This is a genomic window from Pseudaeromonas pectinilytica, assembly GCF_054780855.1.
On record NZ_BAAGVN010000314.1, the window covers coordinates 1 to 17,564 of the forward strand.

At 59.0% G+C, this 17,564-nt stretch carries 14 protein-coding genes and 1 pseudogene; 3 read left to right on the top strand and 12 right to left on the bottom strand.

Annotated features, from left to right (window positions below; all coding sequences use genetic code 11):
• Positions 1-290: 290 nt before the first annotated feature.
• The 12 genes and pseudogenes from ACYVG7_RS13075 to ACYVG7_RS13130 all read right to left on the bottom strand — a co-directional run.
• Positions 291-1,298: pseudogene (locus ACYVG7_RS13075) on the bottom strand (restriction endonuclease subunit S); the annotation flags it as partial.
• Positions 1,288-2,907, bottom strand: coding sequence for a type I restriction-modification system subunit M (locus ACYVG7_RS13080; protein WP_460883536.1), 1,620 nt, complete (start codon positions 2,905-2,907; stop codon positions 1,288-1,290). The gene ACYVG7_RS13080 and the pseudogene ACYVG7_RS13075, both read right to left, overlap by 11 nt.
• 163 nt (positions 2,908-3,070) lie before the next feature.
• On the bottom strand, positions 3,071-4,771 hold the full coding sequence (locus ACYVG7_RS13085) for an SWIM zinc finger family protein (RefSeq protein ID WP_460883537.1): 1,701 nt from the start codon (positions 4,769-4,771) through the stop codon (positions 3,071-3,073).
• A gap of 198 nt (positions 4,772-4,969) precedes the next feature.
• Positions 4,970-6,160, bottom strand: a complete 1,191-nt coding sequence (locus ACYVG7_RS13090) for a Wadjet anti-phage system protein JetD domain-containing protein (RefSeq protein WP_460883538.1) — start codon at positions 6,158-6,160, stop codon at positions 4,970-4,972.
• Positions 6,157-9,618 carry an ATP-binding protein gene (locus tag ACYVG7_RS13095; RefSeq protein ID WP_460883539.1) on the bottom strand — a complete coding sequence of 1,154 codons (3,462 nt, stop codon included), beginning with the start codon at positions 9,616-9,618 and terminating at the stop codon, positions 6,157-6,159. The genes ACYVG7_RS13090 and ACYVG7_RS13095 overlap by 4 nt, the downstream gene beginning before the upstream one ends.
• On the bottom strand, positions 9,615-10,256 hold the full coding sequence (locus ACYVG7_RS13100; RefSeq protein ID WP_460883540.1) for a DUF4194 domain-containing protein: 642 nt from the start codon (positions 10,254-10,256) through the stop codon (positions 9,615-9,617). Before ACYVG7_RS13100 ends, ACYVG7_RS13095 begins: the two co-directional genes overlap by 4 nt.
• A 2-nt stretch (positions 10,257-10,258) precedes the next feature.
• Entirely contained in the window at positions 10,259-11,731 is a 1,473-nt protein-coding gene (locus ACYVG7_RS13105) for a DUF3375 domain-containing protein (protein ID WP_460883541.1), read from the bottom strand.
• Complete coding sequence (locus ACYVG7_RS13110; RefSeq protein WP_460883542.1) at positions 11,728-12,606, bottom strand: helix-turn-helix transcriptional regulator; 879 nt, start codon at positions 12,604-12,606, stop codon at positions 11,728-11,730. Before ACYVG7_RS13110 ends, ACYVG7_RS13105 begins: the two co-directional genes overlap by 4 nt.
• A gap of 132 nt (positions 12,607-12,738) precedes the next feature.
• A complete protein-coding gene (locus ACYVG7_RS13115; RefSeq protein ID WP_460883543.1) occupies positions 12,739-13,143 on the bottom strand; it encodes a hypothetical protein in 405 nt (134 codons plus the stop codon).
• A 6-nt stretch (positions 13,144-13,149) separates the two neighbouring features.
• Positions 13,150-13,584: a type VII toxin-antitoxin system HepT family RNase toxin gene (hepT, locus tag ACYVG7_RS13120; protein WP_460883544.1), complete on the bottom strand. Its 435-nt coding sequence runs from the start codon at positions 13,582-13,584 to the stop codon at positions 13,150-13,152.
• On the bottom strand, positions 13,577-14,053 hold the full coding sequence (mntA, locus tag ACYVG7_RS13125) for a type VII toxin-antitoxin system MntA family adenylyltransferase antitoxin (RefSeq protein WP_460883545.1): 477 nt from the start codon (positions 14,051-14,053) through the stop codon (positions 13,577-13,579). The genes hepT and mntA overlap by 8 nt, the downstream gene beginning before the upstream one ends.
• A 152-nt stretch (positions 14,054-14,205) precedes the next feature.
• The gene (locus ACYVG7_RS13130) at positions 14,206-15,066 is read right to left on the bottom strand and encodes a YicC/YloC family endoribonuclease (protein WP_460883546.1); all 861 of its coding nucleotides are present in this window, start codon (positions 15,064-15,066) and stop codon (positions 14,206-14,208) included.
• Between the two features lie 131 nt (positions 15,067-15,197).
• Here ACYVG7_RS13130 and rph point away from each other — a divergent pair, with 131 nt between their 5' ends.
• The 3 genes from rph to ACYVG7_RS13145 all read left to right on the top strand — a co-directional run bounded on the left by rph (position 15,198) and on the right by ACYVG7_RS13145 (position 17,432).
• Complete coding sequence (rph, locus tag ACYVG7_RS13135) at positions 15,198-15,911, top strand: ribonuclease PH (protein ID WP_460883547.1); 714 nt, start codon at positions 15,198-15,200, stop codon at positions 15,909-15,911.
• A gap of 77 nt (positions 15,912-15,988) precedes the next feature.
• On the top strand, positions 15,989-16,636 hold the full coding sequence (gene pyrE / locus ACYVG7_RS13140) for an orotate phosphoribosyltransferase (protein WP_460883548.1): 648 nt from the start codon (positions 15,989-15,991) through the stop codon (positions 16,634-16,636).
• A gap of 46 nt (positions 16,637-16,682) precedes the next feature.
• On the top strand, positions 16,683-17,432 hold the full coding sequence (locus tag ACYVG7_RS13145) for a sugar nucleotide-binding protein (protein ID WP_460883549.1): 750 nt from the start codon (positions 16,683-16,685) through the stop codon (positions 17,430-17,432).
• Positions 17,433-17,564: the final 132 nt, after the last annotated feature.

The window sequence follows — 17,564 nt, forward strand, 5'->3', positions numbered from 1 at the left end:
ACGGATTTAGCCAGAGCAGGAATTCGAACAGCACCTATGCCACAGCGATTGCTAAAGCTGGCTGAATCTCGATGGTAATCAAGTAGCTCTATGCGATGGCGGTAACTGCTAAACACTTTTGATAGTGCATCTGAAATGATATTACAGGGTGTGACGCACAGTAGCCGATAGGCATTATTTCTGTTGAGTCCAGGCACGGCAGCATCCGTATTCATTTTTTCTAGTCCAAGAGTTTTTAATAATTCATGGCAATATTCCAATGAATAACTTTCTTTTGGTTTTACATAAAAAACAGTATCGATAGGGAAAAAGTTATTAGATTCCCAATAAATAGAGCCGACAGCGCCCTTTCGCCCAACGATAATGCCAGGGCCATCAACCAAGCTGCTTATATGTGTGCCGTCTACACCGCCTGAACCATAAACGGGGTAATTCCCACTTATTCGGTCTGTTTTTTTCAATGCTTTGCCATACACAAGCTCTAATATTTCATCAAGCCGTTTTACGCTCCACCCCTTTGGCACCCATCCGGCTAGGCCCAAGGAAGGCTCGGCGCACTCCTCAAAGGCGGCGGGGAATAGCTGGCGCGTGGCATCCGGTAACGGCTTGAAATCAGGGCGATTGCGCACTGCCTGGCGGGCTTCGGCACGGCGCAGCAGCTCATCGGGAAGATCTAAATTCTGCGCAAAGAAGCCCGCATCCAGGGCGTTATCGACCACAGGATCGAAATCGACAAACCAGGATTTAAATAGCGCCTGCGCCATCTGCTCCAGAGTTTTATTAATTTGGCGGTTGAGGGTGATTTTGTCATCTAACGATGATAGAGAATTTGCAATTCTAGACCGTTCTTGAGCTGGCGGTTGAGGAACCTCCAATCCCTTTATACTTTTTAGGCTAATGGTTTTTTGAACCGCACCAACAGCCATATTGTCTATTTGTTTCCTCAGTTGAGGGGAAATAAGTGCATAATATAAAAACCGGTCATTATCTTTTGGTATTATCAAGGCTGTGTTTTGTCCTAGACAAAACTTTTGTTTTGAAAATACGTACGAAACATTACCATAACTGCCTACTCGGGAAATAATGAGATCCCCAATTTCTGGGTCTCGTCCCTTTGAGAAGTCAGCATATACATCTGAAGTAACATTTTTTGCATCTGCTAACGAGAGTTCACCACCTTTAATATCTACAACTCGAACCATCGGATACCCGAACTCGCTGTACTGAGGCGTTTTATGCCTTGAGTCTATTACTGTAGCGATTTTCTCTAATTGCAAAACTGGCCAATTATTCTCCATACCCCAGCGCCTCCATATTGCTGCGGATTGCCTTATCAAGCTCAGCGGCTTTATTCAGCTGGCGATAGAGGGTTTGGGTCAGCTCCTGCATCTTGGTCTCAAAGGCGATGCCATCATCTTCAAGATCGGCGGCGCCCACATAGCGGCCCGGGGTCAGCACATAGTCGTTGGCCTTCATCTCTTCGAGCGTTGCTACCTTGCAGAAACCCGCCTGGTCTTGATACTGCGCAATCGCTATCTCCTTGGCCGCGACCCGGCGCTGGAGTTCGCTCGCCTCGCTGCGCCAGGCGTGGAAGGTGTCGGCGATGCGGGCGATATCGACTGTCGTCAGCTCCTTCTGGGTGCGGCTGATCATGGTGCCGAGCGCGCGGGCATCGATAAACAGCGTCTCGCCGCGCCGATCCCGATAGCCATACTTGAGGCTGGCGGCCTTGCTCTTGCTGATAAACCACAGGCAGACCGGGATCTGGGTGGTGTAGAACAGCTGGCCGGGCAGGGCGATCATGCATTCGATGCGGTCATCTTCGATCAGCTTCTGGCGGATCTCCCCTTCACCGCTGCTATTGGTGCTCATGGAGCCGTTAGCCAGCACAAAACCGGCGATACCATCCTCGCTGAGCTTGGAGAGCATATGCAGGATCCAGGCGTAGTTGGCATTGCCGGTGGGCGGGGTGCGGAAGCCGGCAAAGCGCGGGTCTTGCGTCAGCTCCGCCTCGTTGCGCCATTCTTTTAAGTTAAACGGCGGGTTGGCCATGATGAAGTCGGCCTTGAGATCCGGGTGCTGATCGTCAAAGAAGGTGTTAGCCGGGCGCTCGCCCAGATTGCCGGAGAGACCGCGCACCGCCAGGTTCATCTTCGCCAGCTTGTAGGTGGTGCTGGTCAGCTCCTGACCGTAGATGGCGATATCCTTGCTCTTGCCCTGATGGCTCTGCACAAACTTCAGCGACTGCACGAACATGCCGCCCGAGCCGCAGCAGGGGTCATAGATCTTGCCCTGATAGGGCTCCAGCATCTCGGCCAGCAGGGTGACCACACATTTGGGGGTATAGAACTCGCCGCCGCCCTTGCCTTCGCTGGCGGCAAACTTGCCGAGAAAATACTCGTAGACCCGGCCCACCAGATCCTCTTCGGTGAGGTGGCACTCGCTGGCCAGGGTGTCGATGTTCTCTATGCTGTCGATGAGGGAGGCGAGCTTTTTCACCTCCAGCCCCTGCCGCGAGAAGTAGTTATCGGGCAAGGCATTGGCCAGCGCGGGGTTGCGCTTTTCTATGGTCGAGAGGGCGGTGTCGATGAGGAGGGCGATATCATCCTGCTTGGCGCGGGCGCAGAGATAGGACCAGCGCGCCTCTTCAGGCAGGAAGAAGACGTTGTCTTGCTGGTAGAAGACATCCATCTCGACAAAGGCCTCCTGGCCTGCGGCGATGAGCTGTTTGCGCTTGGCTTCGAACTTGTCGCTGATAAATTTCAGGAACACCAGGCTCAGCACTATGTGCTTGTATTCCGAAGATTCCACGCTGCCACGCAGCTGGTTGGCGGTATCCCAGAGGGTCTCTTCAAAGCCCTTACTGGCTTTCTTGGCGGGTGCTTTTTTTGCAGGGACGGCAGCCATTGATCTCTATTCTCTATTACTTCTTGAAACATCATCGGAGTCCATCGCCGGGAGGGCGCAGACCTGAGAGGTGGCAATCGCCACCTCGGCGCTTGAGCGTATAAGGGGCATCTTGCCATAGGGGCCCGCAAGGAACCATGCACCGGCGCCCTGTTTTAGGGGATTAGCTCGAACTCGATGGGAAGTGGCTATCGACTAGCTGTATAAAATTGCGCTTGCGTTTGTGCTCTCGGGCGAGCGAGTTCAGCCGCTCGAAGAAGCTGGCTCTTACTGCATCATCGGCAGGCAGGGCCCTCTGCAGCCGTTGCAGTTGCGCCACCGCCTGCTGGTAGGCGCCGTTGTTGGTCTGCTCCACCGTGGTGGCCGCCACCCGAAAGTGGTAGCTGAGGGCATCGAGAGGGCGGCGTTGGAGCACCCGATCCGCCAAGGTCAGCAGCGCCTCGGCACCGACCTTGTGCTCCTTGACCCAGTCGCAGGCCTCGTCTTCCCGTCCCTGATCCAGATAGAACCAGAGCAGGGCATCGCGCTGATAATTGATCAATACTCGCCCGGTGGGCTGATGGGCCGCCTTCAGGGCTGTCTCCACCCGTTGCAGCAAGCCCTCATCGATCCAACCGAGTCGCTGCTGCAGCTGGCTCAGATTCTGGTACTCCTCGAAACTGGGCTGCTGCTCGAACAGGCGGTTGGCCAGTGCCCAGGCGCGCGGCTTGTCATTCAGTTGTTCGCGCAGCTGGATTTCCATGCGATCGCAGTGGCGATGCTCCTTGGGATCGTTTGCCTGTTGGCGGGCCTTGGCCAGCCAGTACTCGCCATCCAGCGGTTCCTGGTGGTCGAGGCACAACTGGCACAATGCGAGCCAGTCCCGCACGGTCTGGGCCAGCTGGGAGTCGATGGCGAGTTCCGAGCGCCAGTCGCCTCGCGCCCTAGCGGCGGCGATCAGCGGCTCGGCATAACGCTGGTGCTGCCATCTGCTCTTCCAGTCATCCCTCGGGCTCTGCTGGCGCGCCAGCGCCTGTTCGCACAGCACCAGCAGACTGGGGTTGTAGCAGGCATCGCCAAAATCGGAAAGGGACGGGAACAGATCCAAAGGCCTTTCCAGCAGATGCTCAAACAACCAATCGGCCTGCTGTTGCTCGCTCCACGGCAGTTGCTGGAACAGCTTTGGCAGGCGGCTGGTCAGTTCCCCCTCGATGCTGAAACGGTGACCGCCCGAGTCATCTATCTGCTGGAGCACCAGGTTGAGGCGCGACAGGGCATGTTCGACCAGTGCCCATTGGGTTTCCACCGGTAGCGATTCCAGCGCCTCCCAGATGGCCTCGAACTGGACTTCGGCTTCGTCAAAGTAGTCCGCTACCTCCCGCCACTCCCACAGGCTCTCCTCGGGCAGTGCCTCGTCGATCTGCTTTGCCAACGAGGCCTGAGTGACCGGCTGGTCACTGCGCTCGGCTCGTTGCAGCCAGTGTTGCCTGCGCCGTTCATCGCGCCCGATCTCTTCCAGCAGTAGGGTGATCAGCGCCTCCTTCTCCTGTTGGCTAAAGAAGTCGTACAGCCGTTGCTGCTCGCTCTTTGCCGTTGACTGTTCACTCTGCGTCATTAGGGTGATGGCCGTGGCGACGGCGTGTTTGCACATTGTTTGGTAAGTCGCCGCCGGACAGCTGCAACTGCTGGCAATCGCGCCATCATCCAGATGGAGACTGACCTGATACTCATGGCTGCCTGTCACCCGGGCCGAGGCACTATTTTCCTGCCATGTCAGTTGGTGGACGCTCCCCGCCTTGGCCAGCAGTATGCCTTTGGCAAAAGTCGTCTCACCGGCCATCGCCACTATCTGCTCGATGTTGATGAGGGGAATGGCTGAGGTCATCGGGACAATCCTTGAGTGCATGGTGATGGGGGGTAGTTTACCCGAACCAGCGGTACCGGATAACTCTCTTGCGTCCGCGCTTTATTCTGCTCGTTGGTGTGTCGCCCGAGGAAGAGTATCAAGTTGTTGCATCGGTGCCATCCGCTGCCTGGTGGCCATTCGCTGGCGATGACTTGGCTTGATGGGCCGTCAGCTTGTTCAACCCTCAAGCGCGGCCTTGAGCAGGGAAAAGGGGATGCGCTCCTGCTCTAGTCGCACGTTGGGTTGCCAGTGGGCCTTGAGCCGTTGATAGAGTTGTTGCTCTGTCTCATCCAGGTGGGGCAACTGTTCGGCGCCGTGGGCCGTGGCGGCAGGTTCGCTTCCCCACAGCGGGCGGCAGGCGAGCAGGGTGGCTTCATCCATCAGTAGAGAGCGGGTGCGCGGGAAATAGCTGCGCAGTTGCGAGAGCATGGCAAAGCCATGGCTGTCAATATCGCCCCAGTAGTGGATCTGGCAAGCGCCCAGCCAGGGCACCTCCTTGAGCAGTTGCACGCCATAACCCAGGCCGAAGATCACCAGCCCATTGCGTACCCCAGGAAACGTCAGACCGTTGATCTTGTTCTCGGTGATAAAGAGCCGATCCACCAGCAGATCCAGCTTGGCGAAGTCGCGCACCGTCAGGGTGATGTCGCTGGCCCCGGCAAACTCGGCCACCAGTTGCGGGTCCAGCAGACGAAAGCGGATTTGCGGCTCCTCGTAGCGCAGGCCAAAGCGTCGCTCGAAGCCGTGATCGCCGAGGCCGGTCACGCTCTGGTCAATGGCCTGCTCCGGTAGCAGCTGATCCAGCAGACTCTTCAGTATGCTCCTGTGCTGCTCGATAAATTTGGTATCGACGCCGGGGATATCCAGCTGGCGCAGGTAGCAATCGGGGCGTGGATGAGCACAGAGGTGTCGGCAGACGGCGATGAGCTCAGGCCAGTGACCCGCCTGCTTTTCCAGTTGGGCCGGATTGTCCAGCAGCCAGGCCTGCAGCGCGGGGAAGGCGCCGAGCAACCGTTCGCTTTCAACGCAAAAGCTACGCCATGCCTGGGCCTGCCCGACAAAGCGGGCCAGGGCGGACATATCGGCAAACTCGACGGCGGCAGGCAGCCATTGACGCCCCATGGTCGGGTAGTGGATCTCCTGCTGCTGCAACCGGATGCCGGGCAGGTCGGTCAGTCCCTCCTGCAGGCGGGCGATCTGCTGGCGCAGGGCGGCAAAGTCGTGCAGCAGCGCCTTGTCGGTGGGGCGTGGTAGCTTGACGATGAGAGGGAACAGTGATTCCCCCTCAAGCCAGGCCCGCTGCAGTCCATAGCCTTGCCACTTCTTCAGCAGTTTCTGCCTGAGTGCCTTGAGTTCGAGCATGGTCATTGCACCTCTGGATCCGGCACCTCGGATCCTTTCACTTCAGAAGCTCGCAACTCGGAACCGCTCATCTCGGAAACCAGCGTGCTGTAGCTGCCGAGGGTCTGATGTTGAGCCAGACGTTGCCGGTACTCCTCTATGGTCATGTTCAGCAACAGGGAGCGATTCTGCTTCTGATCGACAAAGTGCACATGGCGGACATAGTGTTCGATGACATCGAGCTTCTGCAGCGGAGTGACCAGCAGCAGTTGCAGCCCCAGCTTCTTGAATAGCTCCAGCCCGAAGCGGGTGCTGTCCTTGGATCCACGGGCGAAGGCTTCATCGATCACCACCAGGTTGAAGCGGCGCTCGGCGCGTGCCTGTGGCGTCTCGCTGCCGACCAGCCGGTATTGTAGCAAGATGGCGGCGGCCAGAATGGAGTAGGCCAGCTTCTCCTTCTGCCCGCCCGATTTGCCGCCGGAGTCGGAGTAGCACTCCTTCTCGCTGCCATCCTCCCGGTAGCGCTCGATGACGTTAAACAGATGCCAGAAGCGCACATCGACCACCTTCTGGGTCCATTTTGCATCCTGGCGCATCTGTTCGATCAGCGACTTCACCTGTTCGAACTTCTGCTCCGAGTAGAGGTTGTCATCCAGCGTGTGCTCGACACACTGCTTGAGGCGCTGCTTGAACTCGCGGATCTCCACATCCGGGGAGGAGACGCTGTCAATCTCGATAAAGGTGCCCACCTGATAGTCCAGCGCATGCAGCGACTGGTTGATGAGCCGGATGCGGGCCTCAATCTCCTCTTCATGCTTGTCGAGCTGGCTGCGGAACAGGGCCATGGCGCGGATGGTGTCGCGGTTGAGCATCTCCTTGAAGCGGGCCTCGTGGCGCGGCAGATCCTCCTGCTGCAGTTGCCGGAGTATCTGTTGATACTCCCCCAGTGCCGCCAGGCTCTTGTCCAGCTCACTGGCATCGTTGGGAAAGCGGTAGTGGAAGGTGCTCATGGCATCGAGCATTTGCCCCTCCTTCTTGCGTCGCTTCTCCTCCAGATGTTGCACCCGGTCGTTGAGCTTACCGCGCAGCAGGGTGGTCTGGTTAGTCAGCATGTCGAGGCGCAAGCCAGAGCCCGCACCATACTCCTGATAAAACTGCGCCAGGGTCGGGAAACAGTGTTCACGTTCTGTGGGCGGCACGGCAGCCAGCAACGCCTCTTTTTCTGCCAGCGACTGGCTGTCGGCGTCGATCTCGCTCTGCTGTTGCCCCAGGCTGGTCAGCAGGCTATCGCGCTCGTTCCCGATCGCCTTGAACGCTTGCTTGGCCAGGGTCAATTGTTGCTGCAGCGCCTGCAGCAGATCCGAGCTCTGCTCCAGCGCCTGCACCTCTTGCTGCAGCCGTTCGATCTGCTCGCTGAAACGAGGCCAGTTGAGCTGATCAAACTCCAGATTGAAATCGGCCAGTCTCAGTGCCTGATGGCGCAACTGATCGAGTGCAGTGCGGCGCTGCGCCTGCTGTTGCAGTTGCTGCCGGAGTTGGTGGATTTGCTGCTGCAACTGGCTGTACTGCTGGGCCAGCAGCTGGATCTTCTCCTTGTTGCTCCAGCCCAGCACATAGCGACTCTTGTCCTGCAGGGCGTGCCTATCATCCTTCTCATGGCGTGAGGGACCGGATTTGATCTGGCCATTGATCGTCAGTGCCTTGTCGCTGCGGCGAAAGCTGGCCATATCCTCGCAGCAGAGATAGTCAAAGCGTTGCAGCTCCTTATGCAACCAGTCGTATTGTTCACACTCCGGTTTGATCTCCAGCTTGCCCAGCAGTGAGTCCGGGCTCGCCGGGGTCGGCAGATAATCGGCAGGTTGGCGCACCCGGTAATAGACCAGACGACTGCCCAGATGACTCTTTTCTACCCATTCGCTGATGGTGGCGTAGAGTCGCTCCGGCACCAGCAGGCTCAGGGCAAAATTGTGCAGCACTCGTTCCATGGCGCCTTGCCAGGCCAGCTCCTGGCCCTTGACCTGCAGCAGCTCACCGGCATAGGGGAGCTGACGCTCATCGAGCCCCAGTTCGGCACAGAGCCGTTCACGAATGGCCAACTGCTGACCGGGAATGTTGCTCTGTCGTTTCTTCAGTGCGGCGAGTTCGTCGCCCAGTTGTTGCAAGCGGGTCTCCTGTTGCCACTCCTGCTGCTTGAGGGTGTCTCGTTCCTGCTCCTGTTGGGCCAACTCGCCTTGCAGTGTTTCGGCCCTCTCCTTGGCGGCGGCCAGGTTGCTGACAAAGCGCTCGGGCGTCAGGGTATCCGGCAGGGCCAGGGCTTCGGTCAGGCTGCGGTAGCCCTGATAGTGCTGACGCGCCGTGTCGCGCTCCTGACCCAGGCGACGCATCTCCCCCTGCAACTGCTGCAGGCGGCTACCGCCATTTTCCAGGATCTGCTGCTGCAAGGTGGCAACCTGTTGCTCCTGTTCACCGAGCCGACGATCCAGGCTCTGGCGCTGCAGTTGCAGCTTGTCCAGGCTCTGGCGGCTGCGCTGCAGTCGTTTCTCATACAGGGTGATGGCATGTTGCGCCATGAAGCCATCGGTCAGCTCTCGACTCTGATGGATATGCTGCTTCTCCTGTTCGGTCTGCAGCACCTCTTCCCCCAGTCGGCTGACGGGCTCTAGCAGTTCCACCTTCTGGCGGGCGGCGACCACCGCATCGTGCAGCCGCTTGAGATCGTCATAGTTGCGCTCCAGCTCCTGGATCAGCCCCTCGACATCGGGCTGGGTCAGCATGTTCTGACGCACGAAGTCGGTGACCGAGCCCACGGACTTCATGGAGATAGTCTGGTTGAAGAGATCCAGCGCCTTACCATCGCTACCCAGTCCCAATGCCTTGCAGAAGGCTTGCTGGTAAGGGCCGAAGCTGTCGAACTGCTCGCATTCCCCCTGCTGTTTCAACCGTTTCTTGAGCCCGGCTATCTTGTCGCCAAAGCCGGTGAAGTGGCTGGCGATGGTCAGGGGCTGTTCGGCCACCAGAAACAGTCGTTTGACCCGCTTTTCGGCGGGTGGCAGCCAGCACACTTGGGCCAGGGTTACGCTCTGTTTCAGGGCTGAGGAGTGGAACTGGGCTAGCAGTACGCTGTAGTGATCCTTGCCGCGCAGGCCGACCGGGCGCGCCTTGCCATAGTCATCCTGCTGGGATGTATAGAAGCCGTGGAAGTAGGATTCCAGCGAGCGCTCCTTCTCCTCGGCGCCTGCCGCCTTGTTGAAGGCCAGCTTGCGGGTGGGAACCAGCAATGTGGTGAGACCATCCACCAGCGTCGATTTGCCACTGCCGATGTTGCCGGTCAGCAGGCTGTTGTCGCCTTCTACGGCCAGATGCCAGATCTGCTGATCGAAGGTGCCCCAGTTGAGCACTTCGAAGCGCATCAGGCGGAAGCCCTGCAGGGCTGGGGTCGGCAGGGTGGTCTCGGCAGAGAGTGGTGTGTTCAGCTCACTATTCACTCGGCATTCTCCTGTGTGTGCTCTTCCGTGTTCCCGGCGACGGTCAGTTTTTGCGCCAGTAGCTGGTTGAATTCCACTATCTGTTCGGCGGTGATGAAGGCCTTGAGAATGCGTGGCACCTCGAAGTCATCCGGATGCTTGGGTAGCGTCGAGAGAAAGCCCATCTCATCACACTTCTTGATGAGCGCATCCAGCTCGCGGCGTTGCTTCACCTCGTTACCCACCTCGGGGAAGTAGGGTAACAACCACTGGTGGATCTCCTGCCGGGTGACTATGAGACGGGGCGCACTCTCTTCGCTGTCGTGCTCGGCCAGCCGCTTGCGCAGGCAGACCAGCAGCAGCGTCTGGGCAAAGCTCAGGCTGCGGCGGCTGACAAGGCGTGGCAACTCCTGGGCGGATTCTTCTTCCGCGCTCTCGGGCTGTTTCAAGAAGGCGTACCCTTCGGCCTCGTCGATCAGCAAGGAGAGGCCAATCTGCTGGAAGTAGTCGCGGATGCTGTATTGTTCGCGCAGTAATACCTGCCAGAGATCCCGTTGCCGATGGAGGTAGAGGGGGCCCTTGAGCAGCCGGATGAGCACGGCAGACTTGTCCCGTTGGGCATCCGCCCCCAGTGCGCCTGTTTCATGGATGGTCGACATGGTTACAGCTCCCTGACAAAGGTGATGGCGGGAATGCGCAATATCCGCCAGAGTTCAGGCTCGGCCTGCCAGCGGATCTGTTGTTCCCGGGTGGTATCGATATGAGCAGGCAGCGTCTGCTCGCAGGCCAGCTTGATATAGGTGAGCACCTCATCCAGGCCATGGCGTATCGGGTAATGTTCGATGACCTGGGCCAGGCTCACCTGCCCCTGATAGTCACTCAGACAGCGGTGGATCTGGCGTTGTAACTGCTGCTCGTCGATATGGCTCACCTCGAACAGGGTACGTAGATCCACCTCTGCCTGCGGCGCGGCTTCGGCCACCGACGAGTTGCTGAACTGTTCGCTCTGGGGCGGATGGTAGAGGCCGCGGCTCAGTAGTACAGAGAGCGTAGCCTGCTGCTCTGGCACAGAGGCAAAATCCGGGTAGCTGCGGCTGTCCAGCCCTTCCAAGCGATGTGCCTGAGCCTCGAAGTCGCGGATCAGCTCCAGAATGCGTTTATTGTCCTGAGACTGCTCCTGGATGTAACGGCGCAGCTGGTCGGTGATCTGCTGGCGGGTGAGGTTGACCTTGGCACCCGCCTCCAGCAGGTAACTGTAGAGATGGCTGAGCAGGGTGTCCTGTTGCACCAGGTTGCGGGCCTCTTCATGTGCCAGCAGTGACTGCAGGTTATGGCGCATGGCACTGCGCATCTGGGGCGTCATCAGTAGCTCGAAGAAGGCGCTGAAGGACTGCCCCTCATCCGAGCTGTCGATGACATCCTGATCGCCAAACACCTGATCCAGTACCAGCCCCTTATGCTGGTTGCTGCGGGTGATGGTCTTGCGAGTCTCCTTGTCCAGCGTCCTGAAGTTGGCTTCCACCTGGCGAAAATCGCCCAACAGTTGGCGCGAGAGATCGCCCAGTAAAAACAGGCGTTCGCGGATCTGGGTGGCCGACATGCCGCTATCTTGTCCCTGCTCGACGGCACAGATGGCCTGCTCGATCTCGGCCTTGCGGGCACGCAGGGTGACCAGCTTGGTGGCGCTATCTTCCGTGGTGCCGTGAACCAGATCCCCGATCAGCTCCAGCAACAGCTTGAGTCGCGACTCGGTGCCGACGAAGCGGCGGCCCTGCATCTCCTCGATCCAGCGCAGGGCTTTTTCGATCTCGGGCAACAGGTCGCACTCGGGTTCATCGCTCTGCAGTGGCAGGTATTTGCGCAGATAGCCGCCCCGGCTGTTGATCCAGTCGTCGACATAGGCGCGCGCACTCTTGGGAAACAGCTCGGGACCATGGCTGTCGGCAATATCCTGCAGATGATGCTCCAGCGCGTCGATCAGTTCCTGATAGGGGATGGCGCGGCGGTTTTTGGCCAGGAAGGCCCGATGCAGAAAGCTGGCGAGCAGGGCAAAATGCGGGGAGCGCAACAGACGCAGCGCCAGGCTTTGCTCCTTGAACTGCTCCAGAAAATCAAAGCTCAGATCCTGGTTCATGGGGCGACTCCTGGCAGCAGGCGGCAGTTGGTCAGTGTGGCGACCAGCTCAGGGTTGGCCAGTCGTAGCGGATGGGAATGGGGATTGAGCCGGGCATCCGGCGAGCAGTCGACTCGCCACTGTTGCAGCAAGTAACCCACCAACGCCTCGCGCACTGTCAGCGTCAACTGTCCATCGGTCATGCCATAGTCCAGCGCTATGGCCTCTGGGTGGGCAAGCGCGGGGTGGGGGACGAGCGTCAGCGTCACCTGGCGCTGCCAGGCGCTGTCTGCCTCGCGCTGCTCTGTGGTTGGGGCTTGGGCCAATTCGTGCACTTGCAGCAGACGGGTGGTGACGAAGTCGCGAAATTCACCATGCCGCCGGTCGTAGGCGCGAACATGCCAGCGGTGGCCGTTATTCACCAGCACATGGGGTACCAGCTCGCGCTCTGTCTCCCCCGAACTCAAGGAGTGATAACGTACGCTGATGGCCCGCTGCTGTGTGATGGCACGCATCAGGGTGGCTATGGTGTTGCTGTCTGGATGGATGAGACGGATGGCATCGACACAGTGTTCGCCGGGTGGCGAGATCTGGTTCACGCCTTCGCCCATGCCCTGACTCAGGCGGCTTAACAGGATTTCCGGCTCATGGTTAAACAGTGGCGCAAAGCCGGGGGTGATGTGATAGCGCTTGGTCTGGTGTCTGAGCTCAAGATTCTCCGGAGCCAGCTCACGGTAGAGCGCCAAATCTCGGGTACAGGAGGCGGAACCGACTGCGAACTGGCGGAGCAGATCGGCCTTGCTCACCTCGCCAAAGTAATAGAGGCAGAAATCGATAAACGTCAGACGTTCACGCTGGGCATGGGGGTAGAGGGATAGGTCATCGAGTCTGGACATGATGCTTCTCATCGCACTGGATGTGGATGAGAGTATAGATCAAATCAAAAGGATGCAATCATTTTGATTTGATTGTGATGGGGTTACTCATCATCTTGCAGTTGGAGGCGTTGTCGACTCGGGCCTAGCCTGTCATTGAGGCTGACAGGGTATGCCGGCGAGTAGCTTGTGGATGGCCCTATCCGTATTCTCCAGACACTCCCGCGCTTTGATTTGCCATTCGGAGATGGAAAGGGTGGGTGCTGTGTCTATGTCACCCATCAGTTGAAGCTCCAGGCTTACCGTCTGTGCATAGAGCTTTATGAGCTGTGAGCGCAACTCATCAGGGCCCAGTTCCAAGAATGCCTCCCGCGTGTCGCTCCATCCTCGGCAATGAGAGGCGGTATGACCATGGGCCAGCAACCATCCCGCCATCGTCCAATGCAGCGCAGAGCCTAAGTGGCCAGAGACCCAGTTCACCGCATCGCCGGAGTCGAGCAAGCGGCGGGCGTTGGCTAGATTGCTCTTTGCGGCTTGAATACAGTCGTCACTGCGCATCTTTTTTCATCGCGGTGCTTTGGCAGCCGCCAGCCAGTCGAGCCCTTGGCTGGCGAAGAAGAAGAGCTGCTCGCTGTACCCTTGGGCGATCACACTGCGGATGATCTCGGGGTCGATATTGAGGTAGTCGTGGACCAGGGCGTTGCGCAGGCCGATGATCTTGCGCCAGCCACTCAGGCCATCGGCTGACAGCTCGCCACGTTGCACCAGGATCTCGAAAGCCTGATAGGCGTCTTGCGGGCTATGGCCCGCCAGCGCCTTGGCCCAATGTTTGGCGATGCCAATACAGGCCTCGATGGCCACCTGAAGCGTGCGTTCGGCGGCCCGGTATTCCAGATTGGAGAGTGGCCGCTCTTCCAGAATGGTGCGGATCTCCAGTAACTCGGCCTGATAGCGTGACAGGCTTAAACGCAGGGCGTTGATATAGGCGTTATCACTCATCTCTCTTTCCTGATATGTCATTTGAGCCGGGATAATTGATCTCCATCTGCGACATGATCCTTGCCTCTTCCTGCAGGCGTCGCCCCTCATCCCGGCTATAGAGCGGCGTATTGGCATCGATAATGGCGAAGGCCAGTGGAATGGGGGCCTGGTTGATATCCACCACCGAGAGCTTTCCTTCCGGCAGTTGCAGCGCCCGTTGCCAGTCGAGGGCTAAGAGCTCGGGGCGCAGACGATTGTCTAACGGGTCGGCCAGTTTGACTGGTGCTAAGGCTACCGCCAGATCCCAGTCGCTTAGCGGTCCGGCATTGCCCTTGGCGCGCGACCCATAGAGCCACAACACCAGTACCTCGGGATGAGCCTGGGCCAGGGTAACCAACTGATGCTGTGTCAGATTATCGGGCTGCATCTCGGTGCGTGTCAGTGGTTGGGGTGAATGAGGGGTATGGTGCCATAAGGCCGGAGTCATGTATTCACGGACAGCAGAAAATGAGCGAGATGCCCCCAAAATCACCGGCCTGTTGGTGGCTAACCCGGCGGGGGAAGCGCCAGAAACATCAAAGCCCCTGCGAGAGGGGCTTTGGCGTTTTAAGCGGACACCTGCTTATGCGAGATAAGGGCTTATTCGATGTTCTGAATTTGTTCGCGCATCTGCTCGATCAGGACCTTGAGCTCGACGGCGGACTGGGTGGTCTCGGCGTTGATGGACTTGGAGCCCAGCGTGTTCGACTCGCGGTTGAACTCCTGCATCATAAAGTCCAGCCGACGGCCACAGGCGCCGCCTTTTTTCAGGATCTTGTGGGTCTCGGTGATGTGCATCCCTAAGCGATCCAGCTCTTCGGCGACGTCGATGCGTTGCGCCAGCAGGATGATCTCCTGCTCGACGCGGGTGGATTCCAGCTCCAGCTTGGCTTCGGCCAGACGGTCGACCAACCGTTGACGTTGCCAGTCGAGGATCTGCGGCATCAGGGCGCGGACCTTGGTCACTTCGACCTGGATGCCGTCCAGACGCTGTTCGATCAGGACCTTGAGCTTGTCGCCTTCGCTCTGGCGGCTCTCGATGAACAGGCCCAGCACCTCGTCAAAACCGGCCAGCAGGCGGGTGTTGAGCTCATCCATATCCTGCTCGGGAGCGGCCATGACGCCGGGCCAGCGCAGCACATCCAGCGGATTGAGTTGACCTTGGCCGGCGCGGTCGATGACCCACAAGGCGCTGTCGATCAGCTGCTCGGCCAGGGCTTCGTTGACTTGCAACTGACCGGCATTGGTCTGGCTTTCGAAGCGCAGATTGCATTCGACCTTGCCGCGTTCGAGGTGCTTGCGGAAGCGCTCACGCAGGATCGGCTCCAAACCACGCAACTGCTCGGGCAGACGCAGATATGTTTCCAGATAGCGTTGATTGACGGAGCGGATTTCCCACACCGCTGTGCCCCAATCGCCTTTGAATTCCTTACGGGCGTAGCCTGTCATGCTGTGAATCATACGGATCTCGTCGGTCGGTAAAAAATTGTCGCGATTATAGCCCCGCCGCCGGCAAAAAGCCCGTCATGTGAAAAGCCGTGGCCGATCCCGTATACTGACGGCCATTTCCGATTTTAAGAAGAGAAGATCCCATGCGTCCGAACGGCAGAACGCCCGCGCAAATGCGCCCGGTTACCATCACCCGTCACTTCACCGCCCACGCCGAGGGCTCAGTCCTGGTCGAATTCGGCCAGACCCGCGTGCTGTGTAATGCCAGCGTGGTAGAGGGGGTTCCCCGGTTCCTCAAGGGCAAGGGGCAGGGCTGGATCACCGCCGAATATGGCATGCTGCCACGGTCGACCCACTCGCGCATGAATCGTGAGGCCGCTTCCGGCAAGCAGGGCGGGCGTACTCTGGAGATCCAGCGGTTGATCGGTCGCGCCCTGCGCGCCGCCGTCGATCTGACCAAGCTGGGCGAATTCACCATCACCCTGGATTGCGATGTGATCCAGGCCGATGGCGGCACCCGCACGGCGGCCATCACCGGCGCCTATGTGGCGCTGGTGGATGCACTGCGCTGGTTGCAGGAGCAGGGCAAGCTGAAAACCGATCCGCTCAAATACATGGTCGCGGCTGTCTCGGTCGGCATTCACAACGGCCAGGCGATTTGCGATCTGGAGTACGTCGAGGATTCAGCGGCCGAGACCGATATGAATGTGGTGATGACCGAGTGTGGTCGCATCATAGAGGTGCAGGGCACCGCCGAGGGCGAGCCCTTCAGTCAGGACGAGCTGAACCAGTTGCTGGAGTTGGCCAAGGGCGGTATCGCCGAGCTGGTCGCCCTGCAGAAACAGGCTCTGTTGTAAGTGATGACTTAACGCGGCCCAGGCCGCGTTTTTTGTGATGAAAACCCGTTAAAGATGAAGAACCAAGAGGACCAAGCATGAAAGCCTACCAGCGCGAGTTTATCGAGTTTGCCCTGAGCAAGCAGGTATTGAAGTTCGGCGACTTCACCCTGAAATCGGGCCGCAAGAGCCCCTATTTCTTCAATGCCGGGCTGTTTAACTCCGGCCGCGATCTGGCCAAGCTGGGCCGCTTCTATGCCGCCGCGCTGGTGGATGCCGGTATCGCCTATGACGTGCTGTTCGGACCGGCTTACAAGGGCATTCCTATTGCCTCGGCCACCGCGGTCCAGCTGGCAGAAGTCCATGATCAGGATGTGCCCTGGTGCTTCAATCGCAAGGAAGCCAAGGATCACGGCGAGGGCGGCAACCTGGTCGGTAGCCCGCTCAAAGGGCGCATCATGCTGGTGGACGATGTGATCACGGCGGGCACTGCCATCCGTGAATCCATGGATCTGATCCAGGCCAACGGCGCCGAACTGGCCGGGGTCTTGATTGCGCTGGATCGTCAGGAGAAGGGCAAGGGCGAACTCTCGGCGATTCAGGAAGTGGAGCGTGACTACCAGGCGCAGGTGATTGCCATCATTACCCTGGGGGATCTGATCCGCTATCTGGAAGAGAAGCCGGAGATGGGCGCCTTGCTGGAGCAGGTGCGTGCTTACCGGGCGCAATACGGCATCGAGGCCTGATCCCGGTTCCCCGATCGTTCATCCCTCAGCGAGCACAGGAGTGGCTATGCGTCTCTTGATTACCGGTTTGAATGGCACGCTAGCCCCCCATCTGGCGGCGCAGGCCAAGGCGACAGGGTGGCACCTGATCCCCTGGTCGCGGCAGTTGGTGGATCCCGAAGACAGCACCGAGTCGGCGCTGTTTTTGCAGCGGATGCGGCCCGATGCGATTGCTCATCTGGCGATGGGTGCCGAGAGCTGGGCCGCGCAACTAGCGGCCTATGCCGCACTGGCCCATATCCCTTTCCTGTTCACCAGCTCGGCCATGGTGTTTCACCACCAGCCGGACGGTCCCCATGGAGTGTCGGATGCTCCCAATGCCGAAGATGACTACGGACGCTACAAGATGCGCTGTGAGCAGGCGATCTGGCAGGCAAATTCCCAGGCCTGTGTGGCGCGGATTGGTTGGCAGATCGATGGGGAGGCCCGGGGCAATAACATGCTGGCGGCGCTGGATAGCTGGCAGCGGGAGCAGGGTAAAGTGGCGGCAAGTCAGCTCTGGATCCCGGCCTGCTCGTTTATGGACGACACGGCTCGCGCCCTGTGGCAACTGCTGCAGGAGCGGGCGAGCGGTTTGTACCATCTGGATAGCAACGCCACCGAGGCCTGGACGTTCGCCGAACTGGTGCAGGCTCTGGCGGGTCAGTTTGATCGCGACTGGCGGATTGAGACGAATGATGACTATCGGCACGACCAGCGTTTGCTGGGGCATCCGGAGCGCATGCCTGCACTGGGTCAACGTCTGCCCCGAGGGTGAGTGTTTATTCAATATCGGCCGACTGATGAGCCCTGCACCCTGTGCGGGGCTTTTTTATGTGCGCCGGGCATGGCGCGCAGCGCCGTGACAGGCGCTATCCGGTCACCGTGGTGGTGATGGGATGACTTGGAG

What these genes read in the sequence shown, in the direction of transcription:
- ACYVG7_RS13080 (WP_460883536.1), bottom strand. Translation starts at nt 2,907, where the DNA reads ATGGCTGCCGTCCCTGCAAAAAAAGCACCCGCCAAGAAAGCCAGTAAG.
- ACYVG7_RS13085 (WP_460883537.1), bottom strand. Translation starts at nt 4,771, where the DNA reads ATGACCTCAGCCATTCCCCTCATCAACATCGAGCAGATAGTGGCGATG.
- ACYVG7_RS13090 (WP_460883538.1), bottom strand. Translation starts at nt 6,160, where the DNA reads ATGACCATGCTCGAACTCAAGGCACTCAGGCAGAAACTGCTGAAGAAG.
- ACYVG7_RS13100 (WP_460883540.1), bottom strand. Translation starts at nt 10,256, where the DNA reads ATGTCGACCATCCATGAAACAGGCGCACTGGGGGCGGATGCCCAACGG.
- ACYVG7_RS13105 (WP_460883541.1), bottom strand. Translation starts at nt 11,731, where the DNA reads ATGAACCAGGATCTGAGCTTTGATTTTCTGGAGCAGTTCAAGGAGCAA.
- ACYVG7_RS13110 (WP_460883542.1), bottom strand. Translation starts at nt 12,606, where the DNA reads ATGTCCAGACTCGATGACCTATCCCTCTACCCCCATGCCCAGCGTGAA.
- ACYVG7_RS13115 (WP_460883543.1), bottom strand. Translation starts at nt 13,143, where the DNA reads ATGCGCAGTGACGACTGTATTCAAGCCGCAAAGAGCAATCTAGCCAAC.
- hepT (WP_460883544.1), bottom strand. Translation starts at nt 13,584, where the DNA reads ATGAGTGATAACGCCTATATCAACGCCCTGCGTTTAAGCCTGTCACGC.
- mntA (WP_460883545.1), bottom strand. Translation starts at nt 14,053, where the DNA reads ATGACTCCGGCCTTATGGCACCATACCCCTCATTCACCCCAACCACTG.
- ACYVG7_RS13130 (WP_460883546.1), bottom strand. Translation starts at nt 15,066, where the DNA reads ATGATTCACAGCATGACAGGCTACGCCCGTAAGGAATTCAAAGGCGAT.
- rph (WP_460883547.1), top strand. Translation starts at nt 15,198, where the DNA reads ATGCGTCCGAACGGCAGAACGCCCGCGCAAATGCGCCCGGTTACCATC.
- pyrE (WP_460883548.1), top strand. Translation starts at nt 15,989, where the DNA reads ATGAAAGCCTACCAGCGCGAGTTTATCGAGTTTGCCCTGAGCAAGCAG.
- ACYVG7_RS13145 (WP_460883549.1), top strand. Translation starts at nt 16,683, where the DNA reads ATGCGTCTCTTGATTACCGGTTTGAATGGCACGCTAGCCCCCCATCTG.